This is a genomic window from Dickeya sp. ws52 (assembly GCF_007210685.1).
Classification (GTDB): domain Bacteria; phylum Pseudomonadota; class Gammaproteobacteria; order Enterobacterales; family Enterobacteriaceae; genus Dickeya; species Dickeya chrysanthemi.
In genome coordinates this window covers 177,857-197,718 of the sequence record NZ_SZVX01000001.1, presented here as the reverse complement: position 1 = coordinate 197,718, position 19,862 = coordinate 177,857, and the positions used below count along the sequence as shown (strand labels likewise).

Sequence of the window (19,862 nt, the reverse complement as noted above, 5' to 3'; positions counted from 1 at the left end):
GATGAACTATAAGCGACCCGTCTCAGTGCTGGTGGTGATTTATGCCGGGAATACTGGGCGGGTGCTCATGCTTCAGCGACGTGATGATCCGGATTTCTGGCAGTCGGTGACCGGCAGCCTGGAAGAGGATGAAAGCGCGCGATGTGCCGCACAGCGTGAAGTGAAAGAAGAAGTTAACATCGACATCGCCGCTGAGGCGTTGTCGTTGGTTGACTGTCAACGCAGTGTGGAATTCGAGCTTTTTGCTCATTTGAGACGTCGCTATGCCCCTGGCGTGACGCATAACCTGGAACACTGGTTCTGTCTGGCATTGCCCGATGAACGCCCGGTGGAGATCAGTGAACATCTGGCTTACCAATGGCTGGATGCGCCCGATGCGGCGCGGTTGACCAAATCCTGGAGCAACCGGCAGGCGATTGAAGAATTTGTTATTTGCCCAGCCAGGCCCTGACGATTTCCGGGGCGCCGCAAGGTGGCGGCCCGATAACTTAAGGGCATAACAGGCTTTTTTCGGAGATTTTTATGGCAGGTCATAGTAAGTGGGCCAACACTAAGCATCGCAAAGCAGCACAGGACGCTAAACGCGGTAAGATTTTCACCAAAATTATCCGCGAGCTGGTTACCGCGGCCCGTTTGGGCGGCGGCGATCCCGGTTCTAACCCACGCCTGCGTGCTGCTATCGATAAAGCGCTGTCCAACAACATGACGCGCGACACCCTGAACCGTGCGATTGCGCGCGGCGTGGGCGGCGATGAAGACGCCAACATGGAAACCATCATTTATGAAGGCTACGGCCCTGGCGGCACAGCGGTGATGGTGGAATGCCTGAGTGATAACCGTAATCGTACCGTGTCTGAAGTGCGTCATGCCTTTACCAAATGCGGCGGCAACCTGGGAACCGACGGCTCGGTGTCCTATCTGTTCTCCAAGAAAGGCGTGATTTCTTACGCACCGGGTTTGGATGAAGACACGGTGATGGACGCGGCGCTGGAAGCCGGTGCTGATGACGTAGTGTCCTATGACGATGGCGCGATCGACGTGTTTACGCCGTGGGAAAGCTTCGGGCAGGTAAAAGACGCGCTGGATGCAGCCGGCCTGGTGGCTGAATCCGCTGAAGTTTCAATGATTCCGTCCACCAAAGCGGACATGGACGCTGACACCGCACCGAAGCTGATGCGTCTTATCGACATGTTGGAAGACTGCGACGATGTGCAGGAGGTTTACCATAACGGTGAGATCTCCGACGAGGTAGCGGCACTGCTGTAATGGCAGTTTTCCTTACCCAGCAGGAAACCGGGGGAAAACGATGAGTATTATTCTCGGCATCGACCCCGGTTCCCGTGTCACCGGTTACGGCATCGTTCGCCAGCAAGGCCGGCAGATCAGCTATCTGGGCAGCGGGTGTATCCGCACCGCGGTAGATGACTTGCCCACGCGTCTCAAGCTGATTTATGCCGGCGTCAGTGAAATCATCACACAGTTTCAACCTGATTTTTTCGCTATCGAGCAGGTGTTCATGGCTCGCAATGCCGACTCGGCGTTGAAACTGGGGCAGGCACGAGGTGCAGCGATTGTGGCGGCGGTTAACCAGTCGTTGCCGGTGTTTGAATACGCGGCGCGGCAGGTAAAGCAAACGGTGGTCGGTACCGGTGCTGCCGAAAAAAGCCAGGTTCAGCATATGGTGAAAACACTGCTCAAACTGCCAGCCAGCCCGCAGGCGGATGCCGCCGACGCTCTGGCGATTGCCATTACGCACTGTCATTTTAGTCAGAATTTCTCACGAATTAGCCACGACAAGCTGACGCTGGCGCGTGGGCGTATTCGCTAACCGATATCATGTTTTAATCCCGGCTGCGGTTTGACCAAACAAACTACCGCTTTTGTCAGAAAGCAGCCTGATTACCTATTTTCTTGATGGACACCCTCTGGCGTTGTGTTCAGGTGTCTTACCTGCCTTTCGCTGTCATAACCGCCTTTTGTTTTGATCTGGAATAACACGGCGGTGTATGAACAATTCATAAAATCTCATACCCACAATTTACCCGACGGCGATAACCCGCCGGATTGATACCGAGTCTTTGTATGCTGTCTTCACTTCTCAAAAATAATCCGCGTGCTGTGGCAATACTGAGTGGTCTGGTGATGGTCAATGTGCTGGTGTGGCTGCTGGCATGGGCCGTATTTCACAACCATACGGCTCTGATGGCTACTTGCTTGTTGGCGTGGTGTTACGGTTTGCGCCACGCAGTGGATGCTGACCATATCGCGGCTATCGATAACGTCACCCGTAAAATGATGCAGGAAGGCAAAATGCCGTTGGGTGTCGGGGCCTGGTTTTCGTTAGGACATTCTTCGATTGTCATTCTGGCATCACTGGCGCTGGCGGCAACAGCCGCCGCATTACAAGACGATATGGCATGGTTTCACGAGGTTGGCGGCGTGATCGGCACATCAGTTTCCGCCGGTTTTTTACTGCTGATGGCGTTGGTGAACCTGGTGATTTTACGTGGTGTCTGGAAACGTTTTCAGCAGTTCAAGCAGGGTGAACGAGGAATACTCGGCCAGGCTGATGGTGTGCCGACCGCCGGTATCATGGGATGGCTATTCCGCGCCACGTTTCGGTTGGTGAACAAAAGCTGGCATATGTATCTGGTGGGGCTGTTATTTGGTTTAGGGTTTGATACGGCTACCGAAATCGGCGTATTGGGCATCTCCGCCGCAGGCGCTTCACAGGGGATGTCGATCTGGTCAATCATGATTTTCCCTGCGTTGTTTACCTGCGGTATGGCACTGGTGGATACGCTGGATAATGTGTTGATGGTCGGCGCTTATGGCTGGGCATTCAGCAAACCGCAACGTAAGCTCTACTACAATTTGACCATTACCGCGACATCGGTGGTGGTGGCTGTGTTTATCGGCGGTATGGAAGCACTCGGATTACTGGCGGATAAACTGGATCTACATACGGGGTTATGGGAAGTCATCGATACGTTTAATGAGCAGTTGGGCAACGCCGGATTTTATGTCGTGGCACTGTTTATCGTATGTTGGATAGTCTCATTAGCCAATTATCGCTGGCGAGATTACGATGCGTTGAATAGCCCGATAGCGTAGCCGCATTTCCCGGCCGGTTTCTCTGATGAGCAGGGAGACGGCCGGCATTTTTTCTCCGGCGTTTCACCGCTTTCATGCCGCTGCCGGAGAGGAATTCCCGCTCTGCTTTATATCTGGATATGCATCCAGCTTTTCTGTATCCGCCTCTTTTTTTGTGTTATAAGCTATACCCAAAATAATTCAGGTCGCAGGCGTGCCAACGCACCCGCAACCATGACGTATGGCGGATATCCGCGCCATGTTGACATCAGCCAGATAAAGGAAAACACCACGTGATAGGTCGTCTCAGAGGCATCGTATTAGAGAAACAGCCGCCACTGGTTCTGATTGAAGCCGGCGGCGTGGGATATGAAGTGCATATGCCGATGACCTGCTTTTACGAACTGCCGGATCTTGGCCAGGAAGCGGTGATTTTTACCCATTTTGTGGTGCGCGAAGATGCACAATTGTTGTTTGGTTTCAACAATAAACAAGAACGCTCTCTGTTTCGCGAACTGATCAAAGTCAATGGCGTCGGGCCGAAATTGGCGTTGGCGATTTTATCCGGTATGTCGGCCCAGCAGTTCGTCAGTGCGGTAGAGCGTCAGGAAATCAACACGTTGGTGAAATTACCGGGCGTGGGCAAGAAAACGGCAGAGCGGCTGGTGGTGGAAATGAAAGACCGCTTTAAAGGATTGAACGGCGATCTGTTTAATGCCGACAGTGATATGGCCTTGCCGGCGCAAACCGGTGAGGCGGCACCGCAAGCGGATCCACAAGCCGAAGCGGAAGCCGCGCTGGTCGCGCTCGGTTATAAACCACAGGAGGCAAGCCGGATGGTGAATAAAGTGTCTCGACCGGGTGCTGATTGCGAAACCCTGATCAGGGATGCGCTACGCGCTGCGCTGTGAGGTAGATATGATTGAAGCCGACCGCCTGATTTCACCCGGTGTAGTCTCCGATGAGGAAGTACTGGACCGCGCTATTCGCCCCAAGCTGTTATCCGAATATGTCGGGCAGCCGGTGGTGCGCGAACAGATGGAGATTTTTATCGAGGCCGCGCGCAAGCGGGGTGATGCACTTGACCATTTGTTGATTTTCGGCCCGCCGGGATTGGGTAAAACCACGCTGGCGAATATCGTTGCTAACGAAATGGGGGTCAATCTGCGGACAACTTCCGGTCCAGTGCTGGAAAAAGCGGGCGACCTGGCCGCGTTGTTGACCAATCTCGAGCCGCATGACGTGTTATTCATTGATGAGATTCATCGGCTGTCGCCGGTCGTAGAGGAAGTGCTCTATCCAGCGATGGAAGATTATCAGTTGGATATTATGATCGGTGAAGGGCCGGCAGCACGTTCCATCAAGCTGGATTTGCCGCCTTTTACACTTATCGGGGCGACGACCCGAGCCGGATCGTTGACATCGCCGCTGCGAGACCGTTTCGGTATCGTGCAACGACTCGAGTTCTATCAGGTTGCTGATTTACAACATATTGTGCAGCGCAGTGCGCAGTGCCTGGGGTTGGAGATGACGGTTGACGGCGCGCTGGAAGTGGCTCGTCGGTCGCGTGGTACGCCGCGTATCGCCAACCGATTGTTACGCCGGGTACGTGATTTCTCCGAAGTGAAATCAGACGGTGCGATCTCGGCTGAGGTGGCCATTCAGGCGTTGGATATGCTGGCGGTAGACTCCGAAGGGTTCGATTATATGGACCGCAAGCTGCTGCTGGCGGTTATCGATAAGTTCATGGGGGGGCCGGTGGGCCTGGACAACCTGGCGGCGGCGATTGGCGAAGAGCGTGAAACGATTGAAGATGTGCTGGAGCCTTATCTTATTCAGCAAGGGTTTCTGCAACGCACACCGCGTGGACGCATCGCGACGCAACATGCCTACCGCCATTTCGGCCTGACCCGCGAGCACGAAGAGTAGGAATCCCGAAGAGTAGGAACCCCGAAGAGAGCACCGGAAGAACAGTCACAGTTCGCCTTTCATCGTTTTTCATCATTGCCGCCAGCCGATTGACTGGCGGCAAACCGTATTACGCTGTACCCACCAACAGGTTAATTCGCTTTTTCTCAGTGTTGCCAACCTATCGCGACGTCAGGCTGTTTGCCTTTTCAGTAGGCTGAGCATGAATAGCAACGATGCACATAACACCACGGAGGGGCCGGCAGGCGTATTGACCTCTGCTGAAAAAGCGAGCCCCCCGGTGACGGCTAAAATACCGACTCCCATCGCACAAACAGCCATTTGCTCCGGCGTGCGGGCAAATCGACGAGCCGTAGCGGCGGGAATAATGAGCAATGAGGTAATGATCAGCGCGCCGACGAACTTCATCGCCAGGCCAATGGTTAATGCGGTGATCAGCATCAATAGCAGTTTGGTTCGTGCTATCGCGACACCGTCGACGTGCGCCAGTTCCGGGCTGACCGTCATGGAGAGCAGCGCACGCCATTGCCATCCCAGCACGCCGAGTACCAGCAGTACGCCGGGGGCGATCAGCCGCAGGTCTTCACTGGTGACGGCAAGCAGGTCGCCAAATAGATAGGCCATCAAATCAACACGGACATTATTCATTAAACTGACAACCACCAACCCCAACGACAGCGCACTGTGCGCCATGATACCGAGCAAGGTGTCGATCGCCAGCCCTGGCCGACGCTCCAGCCAGACTAACCCGACGGCCAGCAGTAACGTAATAGCAATAACCGCATAGAACAGGTTGATGTCTAACAGCAATCCCAGCGCGACGCCCAGCAAGGATGCATGGGCGAGGGTATCACCAAAATAAGACATACGCCGCCATACGACGAAGGAACCGAGCGGCCCTGCCGCCAGCGCCAGACACACTCCTGCCAACCAGCCAGGCAACAACAACTCAATCATGCGTGATTACCATCCTGTCGTTTTAAAATGATTTTCCCGTTCAGATCATGGCGATGATTATGATGGTGGCGGTAAATCGCCAACTGTCCGGCGCCGCGATGGCCGAACATGGCTAAAAACTCCGGGTGCAGCGACACCACTTCCGGCGTACCGGAACAGCAGATATGCTGATTAAGGCACAGGACTTCATCGGTTTTCGCCATCACCAGATGCAGGTCATGGGAAACCATCAGCACGCCACACTGGTAATCCTGCCGCAACTGATTAATTAATTCATACAGTGCCAGTTGACCGTTGACATCGACCCCTTGGGTTGGTTCATCCAGTACCAGTAATTGCGGGCGTGTAAGAATAGCGCGGGCCAACAAAACACGCTGGGTTTCGCCGCCAGAGAGTTTTTGCATCGGTTGTTCCAGCAAATGCCCCGCCTGTACGCGTTTTAATGCCGGCATAATGTCCTGTTTATTCACACCAGGGCGTAACAGCATAAAGCGTTGAACCGTCAGAGGGAGGGTGGGGTCCAGATGCAGTTTTTGCGGGACATAGCCGATACGAAGATCCGCTGCGCGCGTCAGTGTACCGCGGGTGGGTGGCTGCAATCCTAACACCACTCGAACCAGTGTGGATTTCCCCGCTCCGTTCGGCCCGAGCAGCGTCAGAATACGGCCAGCCTGTAATGTAAGCGAAATATCACTGAGTACAGCTTTGTTACCAAACTGCACGCCAATATTTTCCAGTGAAACCAGCGTTGACATAGAATTCTATTTGCAGAGGGTGTGTGACGTTATAATATAACGCGTTTATGTTAATAAATCGACGGATGATTGGGTATGCTGCGAGTCACGCATTATAAATGGCTAAACACTGTATTGGCTACCGGTACATTACTGGCTTCACTATCTGCCGCGACGGGTGTTTCCGCCGCGATAGTGACGTCTATTCGCCCTCTGGCATTTATCACGACGGCAATTGCCGATGGCGTTACGCCGACGGAGGTGTTATTACCGGACGGTGCATCCCCCCACGATTATGCACTACGCCCCTCCGATGTACAGCGCCTTAAATCAGCCGAGCTGGTTATTTGGGTTGGGCCGGAGATGGAAGCCTTCTTGCCCAAAGCACTGCAATCATTGCCTGCTGAGCGGCAACTTGCCTTAAGTCAGCAATCAACGATTCAGTCTCTATTGTTACGGGAATCACATCCTGAGCAGGTTGCCGCAGAAAAGCATACGCCGCATGATGCCGATCATGACGACCAGGCAAGCGATGGGCATGATCACAGTCATCATCCTGAAAATCATCAGGATGACGATGGTGACGGGCATCATCATGGTGAGTTCAATATGCATCTCTGGCTGTCGCCGGAAATGGCCCAGGCTTCTGCCGTGGCGATTCATGCAAAATTATTGGAACGTATGCCGCAGAATAAAGACAAACTGGATGCAAATCTGCGTAAATTCACTGAGAAACTTGCACAGACAGATAAAAATATTGTTAATATGCTGACGCCTGTGCGTGGCAGGGGCTATTTCGTGTTTCACGATGCTTACGGCTACTTCGAGCGGCATTATGGGTTGACCCCACTGGGGCATTTTACTATCAACCCGGCTATTGCGCCCGGCGCACAGCGTTTAAACCAGATACGAACACAGTTGGTTGAGCATAACGCGGTATGCGTTTTTGCTGAGCCACAATTCAGGCCAGCGGTCATCAATGCTGTCGCCAAGGGAACTGACGTACGCATCGGCGTGCTGGACCCGTTGGGAAGTGACATTGTGCCGGATCAAGACAGCTACGTGCGTTTCCTGTCGCAACTGTCTGAACAGTATTTAAGCTGCCTGAAGGGAAAATAATGAGGATAGGAACAAGTGCAGCAGATAGTCCGAACTATCGCTCTGGCGTATAACAGCCTGCCCCGGCCTCACCGCGTGATGCTGGGGTCATTGACTGTTGTCACACTGGCCGCCGCTGTCTGGCGGCCAATGACATATCCCCCGGTTAATGACGCACCTGTTATCGTAAGAGACGCGGAAAGCGAGAAAAACCAAACGCAGAGCCAAGCTCTGAATCCCCCAGCAAGTGAACCCCTGGACAGTAATCCATTGCCGCCTGTAACGGCGCAACAAACCGCCGGCGCAGCGCCGACGGCAGATGTTCCCGAAGCCAACAGCGAACCGCTGGATCAGCCGTCAACCACCAATGGTATTGCCGGTGACGAGCTGGATGACAAAGAATCTGATAATACGCATGAATATGTCGTCTCTACTGGCGATACGCTGAGTAGCATTCTGACCCAGTACGGCATTGATATGTCAGATATTAGCGCGTTGGCGGATCGAAATACGGCGCTGCGGAATCTGAAGATCGGCCAGCAGTTAACCTGGACGTTGGATACCGATGGTGCATTGCAGACGTTGTCCTGGCAGGTTTCCCGACGTGAAACCCGTACTTATACCCGTAGCGGCGATACATTCCGTGAGGAGATCGAGAACGTAGAGGGTGACTGGCAGAACAAAGTAATGACTGGCCGTCTGGACGGCAGTTTTGCCAGTAGCGCTCAGGCGGCGGGTTTAACCAGTAGCGAAGTGCGTGAAGTGATTCGGGCGCTGCAATGGCAATTGGATTTTCGCAAATTGCGCAAAGACGATAGTTTCACCGTGCTGATTTCCCGTGAAATATTGGATGGACACAGTGAACAAAGTGAGCTGCAAGGCGTTCGTCTGCGTACCGGCGGGAAGAATTATTATGCATTCCGTGCAGAAGACGGCAAATTTTACGATCGTGAAGGTTCCGGGCTGACTCGCGGTTTCCTGCGTTTCCCGACCATGAAACAGTTTAAGGTCTCTTCCAACTTCAATCCGCGCCGTTTGAATCCAGTCACCGGTCGTATTGCGCCGCACCGTGGCGTTGATTTTTCCATGCCGGTGGGGACGCCGGTTTTGGCGGTAGGTGATGGAGAAGTAGTGGTGGCGGAGCGGGATAGCGAAGCCGGTAATTTTGTCGCCGTGCGTCACGGGCGCCAGTACACCACCCGTTATATGCATATGAACCGTTTGCTGGTGAAGCCGGGGCAGAAGATAAAACGCGGCGATCGCATCGGGTTATCCGGCAATACCGGACGTTCAACCGGGCCGCACCTGCATTATGAACTGTGGGTTAATCAGCAGGCTGTCAATCCGCTAACGGCTAAACTACCGCGTTCTGAGGGGTTGATGGGTAAAGAACGTCGCGATTATTTGGCGCATGTGCGTGAAGTGCTGCCGCAATTGCAGTTGGACTGATCGACGTTCTGGATAAGCGACAGCCGGCAGTCAGCGCTGCCGGCTGTTTTTTTATTGCACTGCCAAACGTCAGGCCAGTGTGTGTTCAATTGCAAAACATCGGATGGCTATTATTATTAACCCGATTTTGTAATGAAGAGTGGCAGCATGGAACAAGAGAAAAAAGAGAGGAAGACCAACACTGAATTTATCCCACAGTTTACGCCTGCCTTCTTGCATCCGCGTTATTGGGGAATTTGGTTGGTTGTCGTTGTGACGGCGTTGCTGGCATGTATTCCCGCACGTGTACGCGATCCGCTGTTGGGGACGCTAGGACGACTGGTAGGGCGCTTTTCCAAAGGCGCCAGGCGACGGGCTCGTATTAATTTACTGTTGTGTATGCCGCAACTGTCGGAAACTGAACGCGAGCATATTATCGATCAGATGTTTGCGACTGCGCCGCAAGCGATGTTGATGATGGTAGAACTGGCGATATTGCCCGCCAGCCGCGCTTATCGTCGCGTTCGCTGGCATGGCATGGAGATTGTCGACGCATTGCAGGAGCAGCGGCGTAATATTATTTTCATGGTACCGCACGGTTGGGCTGTTGATGTGCCTGCAATGCTGATGAGCTGGAGAGGCCAGAAAATGGCTGCCATGATGCACAATCAGAAAAACCCGCTGCAGGATTATCTGTGGAATACCCTGCGGCGCCGTTTTGGCGGCCGCCTGCATACCCGCAATGACGGCATAAAGCCTTTTATCAGCTCCGTGCGTGAAGGGTATTGGGGATATTATCTGCCGGATCAGGATCATGGTGCGGAACACAGCGAGTTCGTTGATTTCTTTGCGACCTATAAAGCGACATTGCCGGCTATTGGCCGTTTGATGAAGGTCTGTCGTGCTGAAATCGTGCCGCTATTTCCTGTGTATGATGGCAGAACATCACGATTGGATATCTATATTCGCCCGCCGATGAGCGATATTAACAACGCCGATGATCAGACTATTGCTCGTCGCATGAATGAGGAAGTTGAACAGTTGGTGACGCCTAATCCAGAGCAATACACCTGGATTTTGAAGCTGTTGAAGACCCGTAAGCCTGGAGAAACGGAGCCCTATCTACGTAAGGACCTGTATCCACGTAAAAAATAAAATCAAAGAGTCAGTACGTTAATAATAAGGGCGATGCCGATGGAGACTGTAATTAAAATTGTGTAATTGCCTGTTTTTGATATGTTCACTCCAACAACGGAGACAGGCAAAATATGGACGAGAAGAAACTCAAAGCCCTTGCGACTGAACTGGCTAAAGGCCTTAAAACCGAAGCAGACCTCAACCAGTTTTCTCGTATGCTGACCAAACTCACCGTCGAAACAGCACTCAATGCTGAGTTGACTGACCATCTCGGATACGAGAAAAATGCCCCTAAATCAGGCTCCAATACCCGAAATGGTTACTCGACAAAAACGGTGTTGTCCGATGAGGGAGAAATCGAGCTCAGCACGCCGCGTGACCGCGAAAATACCTTTGAGCCGCAACTGATAAAGAAAAATCAGACACGTATCACCCAGATGGACAGTCAGATTTTATCCCTGTACGCCAAAGGTATGACGACACGCGAAATCGTCGCTACCTTCCGGGAAATGTACGATGCGGATGTCTCGCCCACGCTGATATCCAAAGTCACTGATGCGGTTAAAGAGCAGGTGACAGAATGGCAAAACCGACCACTGGATGCGATTTATCCCATTGTTTATCTTGACTGTATTGTTGTCAAAGTCCGACACAACGGCAGTGTGATAAACAAGTCGGTCTTTCTGGCGCTGGGTATCAACACCGAAGGCCGAAAAGAGCTGCTGGGGATGTGGCTGGCCGAAAACGAAGGCGCGAAGTTCTGGCTGAATGTACTGACCGAACTGAAGAACCGGGGACTTCAGGACATCCTGATAGCCTGCGTAGACGGCCTGAAAGGTTTCCCGGATGCGATAAACAGCGTATATCCGCAGACGCATATTCAGCTCTGCATTATCCATATGGTGCGCAACAGCCTTAAATACGTCTCGTGGAAGGATTACAAAGACATTACCAGCGGATTGAAAGCAGTGTATCGGGCCCCTACAGAGCAAGCGGCACTGATGGCGCTGGAGGCATTCGCAGGTGTCTGGGATGAAAAGTACCCCCAAATCAGTAAAAGCTGGCGTACACACTGGGAAAATCTCAATACATTCTTTGGCTACCCGCCAGACATCCGTAAAGCCATCTATACGACGAATGCCATTGAATCGCTGAACAGCGTTATCCGCCAGGCGATAAAGAAACGCAACGTGTTCCCGACGGACGACTCGGTACGGAAAGTGATTTATCTGGCGATACAGTCGGCATCAAAAAAATGGAGTATGCCGATCCAGAACTGGCGGCTGGCGATGAGCCGTTTTATTATCGAGTTCGGTGATCGCCTGAGCGCTCACCTTTAATGGGATGGCAATTACACAGAATTACGTACACCCTCTGCCGATGGCGTCGCCTTTTTTGTCAGCCTATCACCACGTCCTTGGGACTGCAACTTGAAGCATGACGGCTATACATGATTTGTAACAGTTGATTTTATTTAAACTCGATAGATTTCTGAACTTATAAAAAACTTTAAAAATCGCGTTATTCAAGTCTGCTTTTTTCTCGGAATATTCCATATTCTATTTATTATTGGATTTGATTTAATGACTCCCGAGGTTGATATATTTATCACCTCAACCGTTAGCCGCCATAAATAATGCAGAATATATTCCTGCTTATTTAATCCTGGCTAATAAAAAATCTCTGCTAAAGGATTTATACCATGAATCTGAAACCACTGTTTTTAAGCGTTTTGCTGGCAACGATTTATACAACTGCCAATGCTGCAACCACCACGGTGGAAAAAAATGCACCTGACGCGACGGCAACCAGTACGGCGGCGCCGGCATCGGCGGAGTCTGCGCTGGGGAAGGCGGTGGATAAAGTCACTGCTAATGGCGATAGCTCGGTAAAACCTGAAAAGATTACTGCCGAAACACATGGGAAAAGTGACGATAAATCAGCCAAGAAGGTAGTGAAAAAGCCTCATGCTCAGAGCACCCATACCAGTGAAAAAATGAAAGCCAACATCGGAGAAGAAAAGGACAACACAAAAAACAAGAGTAACGATACTCAATAAAACCGTCCGTCAGTCAACCTACAATAAGATGCTCATCGCACGATAATAAAGTAAGTAGTAGTATTCGTGCAGATGGCAATAGTAATTGACCGGTCAGGAAATAACGGGCTGTGTGATGGCATGAGTTACATACTGCCATATAATCAGAACGTGATTCCTGACCGGGAAATATGAAGGGTATACTCCTGTTGGAGAAAGGTTCGACTTTATGAACAAACCACTTTTATGTCTTACATTAATGACTGCACACATTTCTTTTTCTCAGGCTGACAGTTGTCGAGCCAATCTATTTGGTGGTCAGGACTGTCGTTATAATGATGGCTCGACATCGACCAGTCGAACCAATCTGTTTGGTGGGTTTGATACCCGGTATAGCAATGGGCGGACCAGTACCAGCCGGGCTAATCTGTCGGGAGGCTATGACACCCAGTTTAGTGATGGCACCCATAGCACCAGCCGTGCGAATCTTTCAGGCGGGTTAGATACCCGGTATAGCGATGGTTCAAACAGCTCCAGCCGTAGCAACCTTTCTGGCGGTTATGACGTTCATTACAGTAATGGACGGTTTGGTTCCAGCCGCGCCAATCTGTCTGGTGGACTGGATGGAGATCATCTGGTGAATGCGCCTTAACCTGAGTGTTCATCTTTCATAGTGAGTGCGCGCTGTGTGGGTTCTACGCGATGATAAGGTAGATGGCATTGATGTTCTAAGAGAATACGGCAGACGGCAATAAAAAACGGGGCGCTGTTATCGCCCCGTTTTATGCTTCTTAACGCTGTTTCGCTATGGCAGCGGGAAACTATTCCACCCGCAGTACACGCACCGTATTGGTTGTGCCGACTGTTCCCATTACGTCACCTTGGGTAACGATGACCAAATCACCCGAGACCAGGAAACCTTTGTCGCGCAGCAGGAGCACGGCATCATTAGCCGCCGCCACACCATCGGTATAGCTGGTGAATTGTACCGGGGTAACGCCACGGTACAGGGCGGTCAAATTCAGCGTGTGTTCATGACGAGACATAGCGAAAATCGGCAGGCCGGAACTGATGCGCGACATCATCAATGCGGTACGGCCAGACTCTGTCATGGCGATAATCGCGGTCACGCCATTAAGGTGGTTGGCCGTGTACATGGCGGACATGGCGATCGACTCTTCCACATTATCGAACTGCACGTCGAGGCGATGTTTAGATACGTTGATGCTGGGGATCTTTTCAGCGCCCAGACAAACCTTCGCCATCGCGGCGACAGTTTCCGCCGGGTATTGACCGGCAGCCGTTTCTGCGGAGAGCATCACTGCATCTGTGCCATCGAGTACGGCGTTGGCGACGTCCATCACTTCAGCGCGAGTCGGCATCGGGTTGGTGATCATCGACTCCATCATCTGTGTTGCCGTAATAACGGCGCGATTCAACTGACGAGCGCGGCGAATCAGTTTTTTCTGGATACCCACCAATTCCGGATCGCCGATTTCTACGCCCAGATCGCCGCGAGCCACCATCACGACGTCGGAAGCCAGAATAATATCATCCATTGCTTCGTCGGTTGATACCGCTTCCGCACGTTCTACCTTGGAAACGATTTTAGCATTGCTGCCGGCTTCGCGAGCCAGCCGGCGCGCATAGTGTAAGTCTTCACCGGTGCGAGGGAATGACACCGCCAGAAAATCCACGCCGATTTTGGCGGCGGTAATAATGTCGGCTTTGTCTTTTTCGGTTAAGGCTTCAGCCGAGAGACCACCGCCCAATTTGTTGATGCCTTTGTTGTTAGACAGCGGACCACCGACGGTCACTTCGGTGAACACTTTCATGCCATCGACTGTCAGAACTTTTAACTGCACGCGGCCGTCGTCGAGTAGCAGGATATCGCCGGGAACCACATCGCTGGGCAATCCTTTATAGTCGATCCCCACTTTTTCCTTGTCGCCTTCGCCTTTTCCAAGGTTGGCGTCCAACAGGAATTTGTCACCGATATTGAGGAATATCTTCCCTTCTTTGAAGGTCGACACGCGAATTTTGGGCCCCTGGAGATCGCCCAGAATAGCAACGTGGCGGCCAAGTTTAGCCGCAATTTCGCGAACTTTGTTCGCACGCAGCAGGTGGTCTTCCAGCGTGCCGTGAGAAAAGTTCAGGCGGACTACGTTTGCGCCTGCGGCAATGATCTTTTCCAGATTATTGTCGCGGTCCGTAGCCGGTCCCAGCGTGGTAACGATTTTGGTTCTTCTGAGCCGTCTGGACATGTATAACTCCGTTGACTGGTGAAGCTGTTGTAATGTAGTAATGCCGTCAGGCGAGGGGACGGTAACAGCGCCTTTTGTGCCGCTCTGTACTGCCCGGATGCTGCGCCTGTAATTATGATTGGATGGCGGGGAACTGTTCCATGGTACTTATGCCTCGCCGCCCATGTTGATGTTATAGCATAATTAATTAAACGGGTTGCTGAATCGTTCTTCCTTATCAAATCTCGATTCGCGTAATGCTTCCTTGACCCGCTTCAAGTTATCGCGGAATTTTGCACCGCGCCGCAGAGTGAAGCCTGTCGCCAGCACATCGATCAGTGTCAACTGCGCGATGCGCGATACCATCGGCATATACACATCGGTATCTTCAGGGACTTCAACCCGTAGCGTGAGCGAGGCTTCCCGTGAAAGAGGAGAACCATCCGACGTAATGGCGATCACTGTGGCGTCATTTTCCCGCGCCAGCCGAGCCATATCCACCAGACTTTTGGTGCGCCCGGTGTGTGAAATCAGCACCACGACATCGCCGTCGCCGGAGTTCATGCAACTCATGCGCTGCATGACCAGGTCATCGAAGTACACCACCGGAATATTGAAACGAAAAAACTTGTTCATCGCGTCGTGAGCGACGGCTGCCGACGCGCCAAAACCAAAGAAAGAGATCTTGCGTGCCTGCGTGAGCAGGTCTACCGCACGGTTGATGGCCTGAATATCCAGGCTGGATTTCACATGCTCCAGCCCGGCCATGGTGGATTCGAAAATCTTGCTGGTGTAAGACTCAACCGAGTCGTCTTCTTCTACGTTGCGGTTCACGTAAGGGGTGCCGTTGGCCAGACTTTGCGCCAAATGCAGTTTAAAATCGGGAAAGCCTTTGGTATCCAGACGGCGGCAGAAGCGGTTGACCGTAGGTTCGCTCACTTCCGCCATACCGGCGAGGGTAGCGATACTGGAGTGGATGGCTGTCTGCGGCGACGCGAGAATCACCTCCGCCACCTTTCGTTCCGATTTGCTCAACAGCTCCAGATGACCCTGGATTTTTTCCAGCATATTCATATGACAACGACCATCTATGGTATTTTGGATTTCAGCCAAAGGTGAAACCGATGCGGATTTTGTGAAATATACTACGAGCCCGCAACGGTTGGCAGAGGTGGACACAACAAGTCATCTGATTTTTTTGTCAGAACATGACGTGTGTCTAACTTTCAGAACGGTAACTGGCTGTCAGAAACGATGGGAAATTTCTCTTTTAGGCAGATGCCAGACTCGTTTTCCTCATCGGCACAATAGGTTCTAAGGCCTTGTGGTATCAGAATCAGCCGATAATGTGGTTTTCTTACGGGTTTACTGGTTTGTGTCAAAAAGAGTACATTATTGATGTAATAAAATTACAGCGTCCTGCAATGAGGAGATTGAAAATGGCGGTAACGTCAACAGCCCAGGCGTGTGACCTGGTTATTTTCGGTGCGAAGGGCGACCTGGCGCGTCGTAAATTGCTGCCTTCACTGTATCAACTGGAAAAAGCAGGCCATATTCATCCGGAAACCCGCATCATCGGCGTAGGACGAGCGGAATGGGACCGAGACACCTATATCAAAGTGGTGCGTGAAGCACTGGACACCTTTCTTAAGGAACCGCTCGACCCGGCATTGTGGACGACATTGAGCAACCGACTCGATTTCTGCAATCTTGATGTAGAAGACACCGAGGGGTTCAATCGTCTGGGTACGATGCTCGATCAACAAAATCGTACCACCATCAATTATTTCGCCATGCCGCCGAGCACTTTCGGCGCTATCTGCCGAGGCTTGGGCAAAGCGGGTTTGAACAAAGAACCGGCGCGCGTGGTGATGGAAAAACCATTAGGCACCAACCTGGCATCGTCGCGGGTGATCAACAATCAGGTGGCGGAGTTTTTTAACGAGTGTCAGGTCTATCGTATCGACCATTACCTCGGCAAAGAAACCGTACTGAACTTGCTGGCGTTGCGGTTTGCCAACTCCCTGTTCGTCAATAACTGGGATAACCGCACTATCGATCACGTGCAGATTACCGTGGCCGAAGAGGTGGGTATTGAAGGGCGCTGGGGGTATTTCGATCAGGCCGGGCAAATGCGCGACATGATCCAGAACCACCTGTTGCAGATTCTGACCATGATCGCCATGTCTCCACCGGCGGACCTGAGCACGGATCGCATCCGTGATGAAAAAGTTAAAGTGCTGCGCTCGCTGCGCCGTATCGATCGTTCCAACGTGCATGAGGTAACGGTACGCGGTCAGTACACCAGCGGTTTTGTGCAGGGCAAGAAAGTGCCGGGTTACCTGGAAGAAGAGGGCGCCAACAAGACCAGCAATACCGAAACCTTCGTGGCGATCCGTGTCGATATTGACGACTGGCGCTGGTCCGGCGTGCCGTTTTATCTGCGTACCGGTAAGCGCTTGCCGTCAAAATGTTCGGAAGTGGTGGTGTACTTTAAAAACCCGGCGCTCAACCTGTTCCACGATTCCTATCAGCAGTTGCCGCAAAACAAGCTGATTATTCGTCTGCAACCCGATGAAGGGGTGGAAATTCAGATTCTCAACAAAATCCCAGGGCTGGATCACAAACATCGTTTGCAGACCACCAAACTTGACCTGAGTTTTTCCGAAACCTTTAACCAACAGCATCTGGCGGATGCTTACGAGCGATTGCTGCTGGAAACCATGCGCGGTATCCAGGCGTTGTTTGTGCGCCGCGACGAAGTGGAAGAAGCCTGGAAATGGGTGGACTCGATTATGGAAGCCTGGGCAATGGACAATGACTCTCCCAAGCCTTATCAGGCTGGGACCTGGGGACCGGTGGCGTCCGTCGCTATGATTACCCGCGATGGACGTTCCTGGAACGAAGTGGAATAAGCGGTTTTGCCCTGCCGCAAAGCGGGGCGAAGCCGTTAGCGTTTTTTTTGGCTGACGGTGCGGTCGGACATCCGTGGGTAACTGCGGATCCCTGTGGCAGGGGCGCGCCAGATCATTAATCGATGCCCGTTGGGCATGACTGGAGATTACCCTCGATGAAAAACTGGAAAACCAGTGCGGAACAGATTCTGACAGCCGGTCCGGTTGTTCCTGTGATTGTGATTAACAAACTGGAACACGCGGTGCCGATGGCGAAAGCCCTGGTAGCGGGTGGCGTGCGCGTACTGGAACTGACGTTGCGTACCGATTGTGCGGTTGAAGCCATTCGCCTGATCGCGCAGGAAGTGCCGGACGCCATCGTCGGTGCGGGTACGGTAACCAACCCGCAACAGCTGGCGGAAGTGACTGCCGCGGGGGCGCAGTTTGCTATCAGCCCCGGTCTGACCGAGCCGTTGTTGAAAGCGGCAACGGAAGGCACCATTCCGTTGATCCCCGGGATTAGCACCGTTTCCGAGCTGATGCTGGGGATGGATTATGGATTACGTGAATTTAAGTTCTTCCCGGCTGAAGCTAACGGTGGTGTGAAAGCGTTGCAGGCGATTGCCGGTCCGTTTGGTAAAATTCGCTTCTGCCCGACCGGCGGCATCTCCCTGAAGAACTACCGTGAGTATCTGGCGCTGAAAAGCGTACTGTGCGTTGGTGGTTCCTGGCTGGTGCCGGCCGATGCGCTGGAAAGCGGCGACTACGATCGCATCACTGCGCTGGCGCGTGAAGCGGTTGCAGGTGCGACAGCCTGATCGGCATTTGTCTCTTAGTCATTTCATAAGCCCGCGTCAGCGGGCTTTTTTGTACCTCATCGACAAACCGGCAGGCTTATCTTGCGCTGACGTTGACGGCAGCCGCGCTCGTTTTCGCCAGTTGTACGGCCGCATCGGTATTATCGGCCGTCGCCAGTGCAACGCCCATGCGACGACGTCCGTTGATGTCGGGTTTGCCGAACAGTCGAATCTGGGTATGGGGGAGCAGCGCCTGTTCCAGTCCCTGATACTGCACATTATTGCTGGTCAGTTCCGGCAGGATGACCGCAGAAGCCGATGGGCCGTACTGCCGTATAGCGCCGATCGGCAAGCCCAGAAACGCGCGAACATGCAGAGCGAACTCGGACAAATCCTGCGAAATGAGCGTCACCATACCGGTGTCGTGCGGGCGCGGCGAAACTTCGCTGAAAATGACCTCGTCGCCGCAAATAAACAGCTCGACGCCAAACAGGCCGAAACCACCCAGCGCCTTTACCACATTTCCGGCAATCTCTTTGGCGCGCGTCAATGCCAGCTCGCTCATCTGTTGCGGTTGCCAGGATTCGCGATAGTCGCCGTCTTCCTGACGATGGCCGATTGGCTCGCAGAAGTGCAGGCCGTCAATTGCATGAATGGTTAATAATGTGATTTCGAAATCAAATTTCACCAGCCCTTCTACAATCACTTTTCCACCGCCGGCACGACCGCCTTCTTGCGCATAGCGCCAGGCGCGATCCAACTGCTCCGGCGATCGGATCAGGCTCTGGCCTTTCCCCGATGAGCTCATCACCGGTTTGACGATACAAGGGAAGCCTAACTCATGGGCCGCCTGACGGAACGCCGTTTCGTCAGCGGCAAACCGGTAACTGGACGTCGGCAGGCCCAGCGTTTCCGCCGCCAATCGACGAATGCCTTCACGATTCATGGTCAGCCGTGTGGCTTCAGCGCATGGCACGACACGTTGCCCTTGCTGTTCCAGCGCAACCAGCATATCCGTAGCGATAGCCTCGATTTCCGGCACGATATAGTCCGGGCGTTCCAGCGCCACCAGTTGTTTCAACGCGTCGCCATCGAGCATGTTGATGACATGACTGCGGTGAGCGACCTGCATCGCGGGGGCATCGGCGTAGCGATCAACCGCAATAACTTCGATACCCAGTCGCTGGCATTCAATCGCCACTTCTTTTCCCAGCTCGCCGGAGCCTAGCAGCATAACGCGTGTAGCGCCGGGACGCAGGGCTGTTCCGATTGTTAACATAACCTGATACCTGATGGTGTTGTAAAAAGAGGTGTAGAAAAAACGGGCGGATTGGCCGCCCGAACGTAGCCGAAGTATAAACGAAAACGTTTGCGTTTGGCATCATTCGCGTAGCGGTACGCAAAAGCGCGTGAAAATCCTTGCAGATCTCGGCGCACGCTGGATTCCCCGGATGATTCATGACAGGCTTTGGGCATTTGCCGTCTCGCCGGCGTAACGCTAGGTGTCAGGCAGA

Annotated in this window: 19 protein-coding genes; 14 read left to right on the top strand and 5 right to left on the bottom strand. The window is 52.8% G+C overall.

Translation table 11 applies throughout. From position 1 onward, the window contains the following. The first annotated feature begins 1 nt into the window (after position 1). The 6 genes from nudB (at position 2) to ruvB (ending at position 5,022) form a co-directional block, all read left to right on the top strand. Complete coding sequence (nudB, locus tag FDP13_RS00885) at positions 2–451, top strand: dihydroneopterin triphosphate diphosphatase (RefSeq protein ID WP_012769968.1); 450 nt, start codon at positions 2–4, stop codon at positions 449–451. A 71-nt stretch (positions 452–522) separates the two neighbouring features. Continuing rightward, positions 523–1,266 carry a YebC/PmpR family DNA-binding transcriptional regulator gene (locus FDP13_RS00880; protein ID WP_012769967.1) on the top strand — a complete coding sequence of 248 codons (744 nt, stop codon included), beginning with the start codon at positions 523–525 and terminating at the stop codon, positions 1,264–1,266. 40 nt (positions 1,267–1,306) lie between these two features. Further along, the gene (gene ruvC, locus FDP13_RS00875) at positions 1,307–1,828 is read left to right on the top strand and encodes a crossover junction endodeoxyribonuclease RuvC (protein ID WP_012769966.1); all 522 of its coding nucleotides are present in this window, start codon (positions 1,307–1,309) and stop codon (positions 1,826–1,828) included. 254 nt (positions 1,829–2,082) lie between these two features. Continuing rightward, complete coding sequence (locus tag FDP13_RS00870) at positions 2,083–3,114, top strand: HoxN/HupN/NixA family nickel/cobalt transporter (protein ID WP_033577292.1); 1,032 nt, start codon at positions 2,083–2,085, stop codon at positions 3,112–3,114. Positions 3,115–3,386: 272 nt separating this feature from the next. Continuing rightward, positions 3,387–4,004: a Holliday junction branch migration protein RuvA gene (ruvA, locus tag FDP13_RS00865; RefSeq protein WP_143838221.1), complete on the top strand. Its 618-nt coding sequence runs from the start codon at positions 3,387–3,389 to the stop codon at positions 4,002–4,004. A 7-nt stretch (positions 4,005–4,011) separates the two neighbouring features. Continuing rightward, positions 4,012–5,022 (top strand): Holliday junction branch migration DNA helicase RuvB, encoded by a 1,011-nt coding sequence (ruvB, locus tag FDP13_RS00860; RefSeq protein ID WP_012769963.1) that lies wholly within the window; start codon positions 4,012–4,014, stop codon positions 5,020–5,022. Between the two features lie 171 nt (positions 5,023–5,193). On the opposite strand, the gene znuB is transcribed toward ruvB, so the two are convergent. Then, on the bottom strand, positions 5,194–5,979 hold the full coding sequence (gene znuB, locus FDP13_RS00855) for a zinc ABC transporter permease subunit ZnuB (protein ID WP_012769962.1): 786 nt from the start codon (positions 5,977–5,979) through the stop codon (positions 5,194–5,196). Further along, positions 5,976–6,734 (bottom strand): zinc ABC transporter ATP-binding protein ZnuC, encoded by a 759-nt coding sequence (gene znuC / locus FDP13_RS00850; RefSeq protein ID WP_012769961.1) that lies wholly within the window; start codon positions 6,732–6,734, stop codon positions 5,976–5,978. Before znuC ends, znuB begins: the two co-directional genes overlap by 4 nt. A 75-nt stretch (positions 6,735–6,809) precedes the next feature. On the opposite strand from znuC, the gene znuA reads away from it, so the two are divergent. The 6 genes from znuA (at position 6,810) to FDP13_RS00820 (ending at position 13,066) form a co-directional block, all read left to right on the top strand. Continuing rightward, a complete protein-coding gene (gene znuA, locus FDP13_RS00845; RefSeq protein ID WP_143838219.1) occupies positions 6,810–7,832 on the top strand; it encodes a zinc ABC transporter substrate-binding protein ZnuA in 1,023 nt (340 codons plus the stop codon). 15 nt (positions 7,833–7,847) lie between these two features. Next, positions 7,848–9,260 (top strand): murein DD-endopeptidase MepM, encoded by a 1,413-nt coding sequence (mepM, locus tag FDP13_RS00840; RefSeq protein ID WP_143838217.1) that lies wholly within the window; start codon positions 7,848–7,850, stop codon positions 9,258–9,260. Positions 9,261–9,407: 147 nt separating this feature from the next. Further along, positions 9,408–10,394 (top strand): lauroyl-Kdo(2)-lipid IV(A) myristoyltransferase, encoded by a 987-nt coding sequence (gene lpxM / locus FDP13_RS00835; protein WP_143838215.1) that lies wholly within the window; start codon positions 9,408–9,410, stop codon positions 10,392–10,394. A gap of 113 nt (positions 10,395–10,507) precedes the next feature. Beyond that, complete coding sequence (locus FDP13_RS00830) at positions 10,508–11,716, top strand: IS256 family transposase (protein ID WP_143838213.1); 1,209 nt, start codon at positions 10,508–10,510, stop codon at positions 11,714–11,716. Positions 11,717–12,078: 362 nt separating this feature from the next. Then, a complete protein-coding gene (locus FDP13_RS00825; RefSeq protein WP_143838211.1) occupies positions 12,079–12,435 on the top strand; it encodes a hypothetical protein in 357 nt (118 codons plus the stop codon). Positions 12,436–12,643: 208 nt separating this feature from the next. Beyond that, entirely contained in the window at positions 12,644–13,066 is a 423-nt protein-coding gene (locus FDP13_RS00820) for a hypothetical protein (protein WP_143838210.1), read from the top strand. 169 nt (positions 13,067–13,235) lie between these two features. Here FDP13_RS00820 and pyk read toward each other — a convergent pair whose 3' ends face one another. Together pyk and FDP13_RS00810 are read right to left on the bottom strand one after the other, a co-directional pair. Next, a complete protein-coding gene (gene pyk / locus FDP13_RS00815; protein WP_012769955.1) occupies positions 13,236–14,678 on the bottom strand; it encodes a pyruvate kinase in 1,443 nt (480 codons plus the stop codon). A 183-nt stretch (positions 14,679–14,861) separates the two neighbouring features. Next, positions 14,862–15,731, bottom strand: a complete 870-nt coding sequence (locus FDP13_RS00810) for a MurR/RpiR family transcriptional regulator (protein WP_012769954.1) — start codon at positions 15,729–15,731, stop codon at positions 14,862–14,864. 365 nt (positions 15,732–16,096) lie between these two features. Between FDP13_RS00810 and zwf the strand changes: the two genes are divergently transcribed. Beyond that, the gene (gene zwf / locus FDP13_RS00805) at positions 16,097–17,572 is read left to right on the top strand and encodes a glucose-6-phosphate dehydrogenase (RefSeq protein ID WP_012769953.1); all 1,476 of its coding nucleotides are present in this window, start codon (positions 16,097–16,099) and stop codon (positions 17,570–17,572) included. A 155-nt stretch (positions 17,573–17,727) separates the two neighbouring features. Next, entirely contained in the window at positions 17,728–18,369 is a 642-nt protein-coding gene (locus tag FDP13_RS00800) for a bifunctional 4-hydroxy-2-oxoglutarate aldolase/2-dehydro-3-deoxy-phosphogluconate aldolase (RefSeq protein WP_012769952.1), read from the top strand. Positions 18,370–18,445: 76 nt separating this feature from the next. Here the strand turns inward: FDP13_RS00800 and purT are convergent, their stop codons facing one another. Continuing rightward, a complete protein-coding gene (gene purT / locus FDP13_RS00795; RefSeq protein ID WP_143838208.1) occupies positions 18,446–19,627 on the bottom strand; it encodes a formate-dependent phosphoribosylglycinamide formyltransferase in 1,182 nt (393 codons plus the stop codon). Positions 19,628–19,862 lie beyond the last annotated feature (235 nt).

Coding starts and splice junctions, on each gene's coding strand:
- lpxM (WP_143838215.1), top strand. CDS start 9,408: ATGGAACAAGAGAAAAAAGAGAGGAAGACCAACACTGAATTTATCCCA.
- pyk (WP_012769955.1), bottom strand. CDS start 14,678: ATGTCCAGACGGCTCAGAAGAACCAAAATCGTTACCACGCTGGGACCG.
- FDP13_RS00880 (WP_012769967.1), top strand. CDS start 523: ATGGCAGGTCATAGTAAGTGGGCCAACACTAAGCATCGCAAAGCAGCA.
- FDP13_RS00820 (WP_143838210.1), top strand. CDS start 12,644: ATGAACAAACCACTTTTATGTCTTACATTAATGACTGCACACATTTCT.
- FDP13_RS00830 (WP_143838213.1), top strand. CDS start 10,508: ATGGACGAGAAGAAACTCAAAGCCCTTGCGACTGAACTGGCTAAAGGC.
- znuA (WP_143838219.1), top strand. CDS start 6,810: ATGCTGCGAGTCACGCATTATAAATGGCTAAACACTGTATTGGCTACC.
- ruvB (WP_012769963.1), top strand. CDS start 4,012: ATGATTGAAGCCGACCGCCTGATTTCACCCGGTGTAGTCTCCGATGAG.
- FDP13_RS00825 (WP_143838211.1), top strand. CDS start 12,079: ATGAATCTGAAACCACTGTTTTTAAGCGTTTTGCTGGCAACGATTTAT.
- FDP13_RS00800 (WP_012769952.1), top strand. CDS start 17,728: ATGAAAAACTGGAAAACCAGTGCGGAACAGATTCTGACAGCCGGTCCG.
- ruvC (WP_012769966.1), top strand. CDS start 1,307: ATGAGTATTATTCTCGGCATCGACCCCGGTTCCCGTGTCACCGGTTAC.
- znuC (WP_012769961.1), bottom strand. CDS start 6,734: ATGTCAACGCTGGTTTCACTGGAAAATATTGGCGTGCAGTTTGGTAAC.
- znuB (WP_012769962.1), bottom strand. CDS start 5,979: ATGATTGAGTTGTTGTTGCCTGGCTGGTTGGCAGGAGTGTGTCTGGCG.
- nudB (WP_012769968.1), top strand. CDS start 2: ATGAACTATAAGCGACCCGTCTCAGTGCTGGTGGTGATTTATGCCGGG.
- zwf (WP_012769953.1), top strand. CDS start 16,097: ATGGCGGTAACGTCAACAGCCCAGGCGTGTGACCTGGTTATTTTCGGT.
- FDP13_RS00810 (WP_012769954.1), bottom strand. CDS start 15,731: ATGAATATGCTGGAAAAAATCCAGGGTCATCTGGAGCTGTTGAGCAAA.
- purT (WP_143838208.1), bottom strand. CDS start 19,627: ATGTTAACAATCGGAACAGCCCTGCGTCCCGGCGCTACACGCGTTATG.
- FDP13_RS00870 (WP_033577292.1), top strand. CDS start 2,083: ATGCTGTCTTCACTTCTCAAAAATAATCCGCGTGCTGTGGCAATACTG.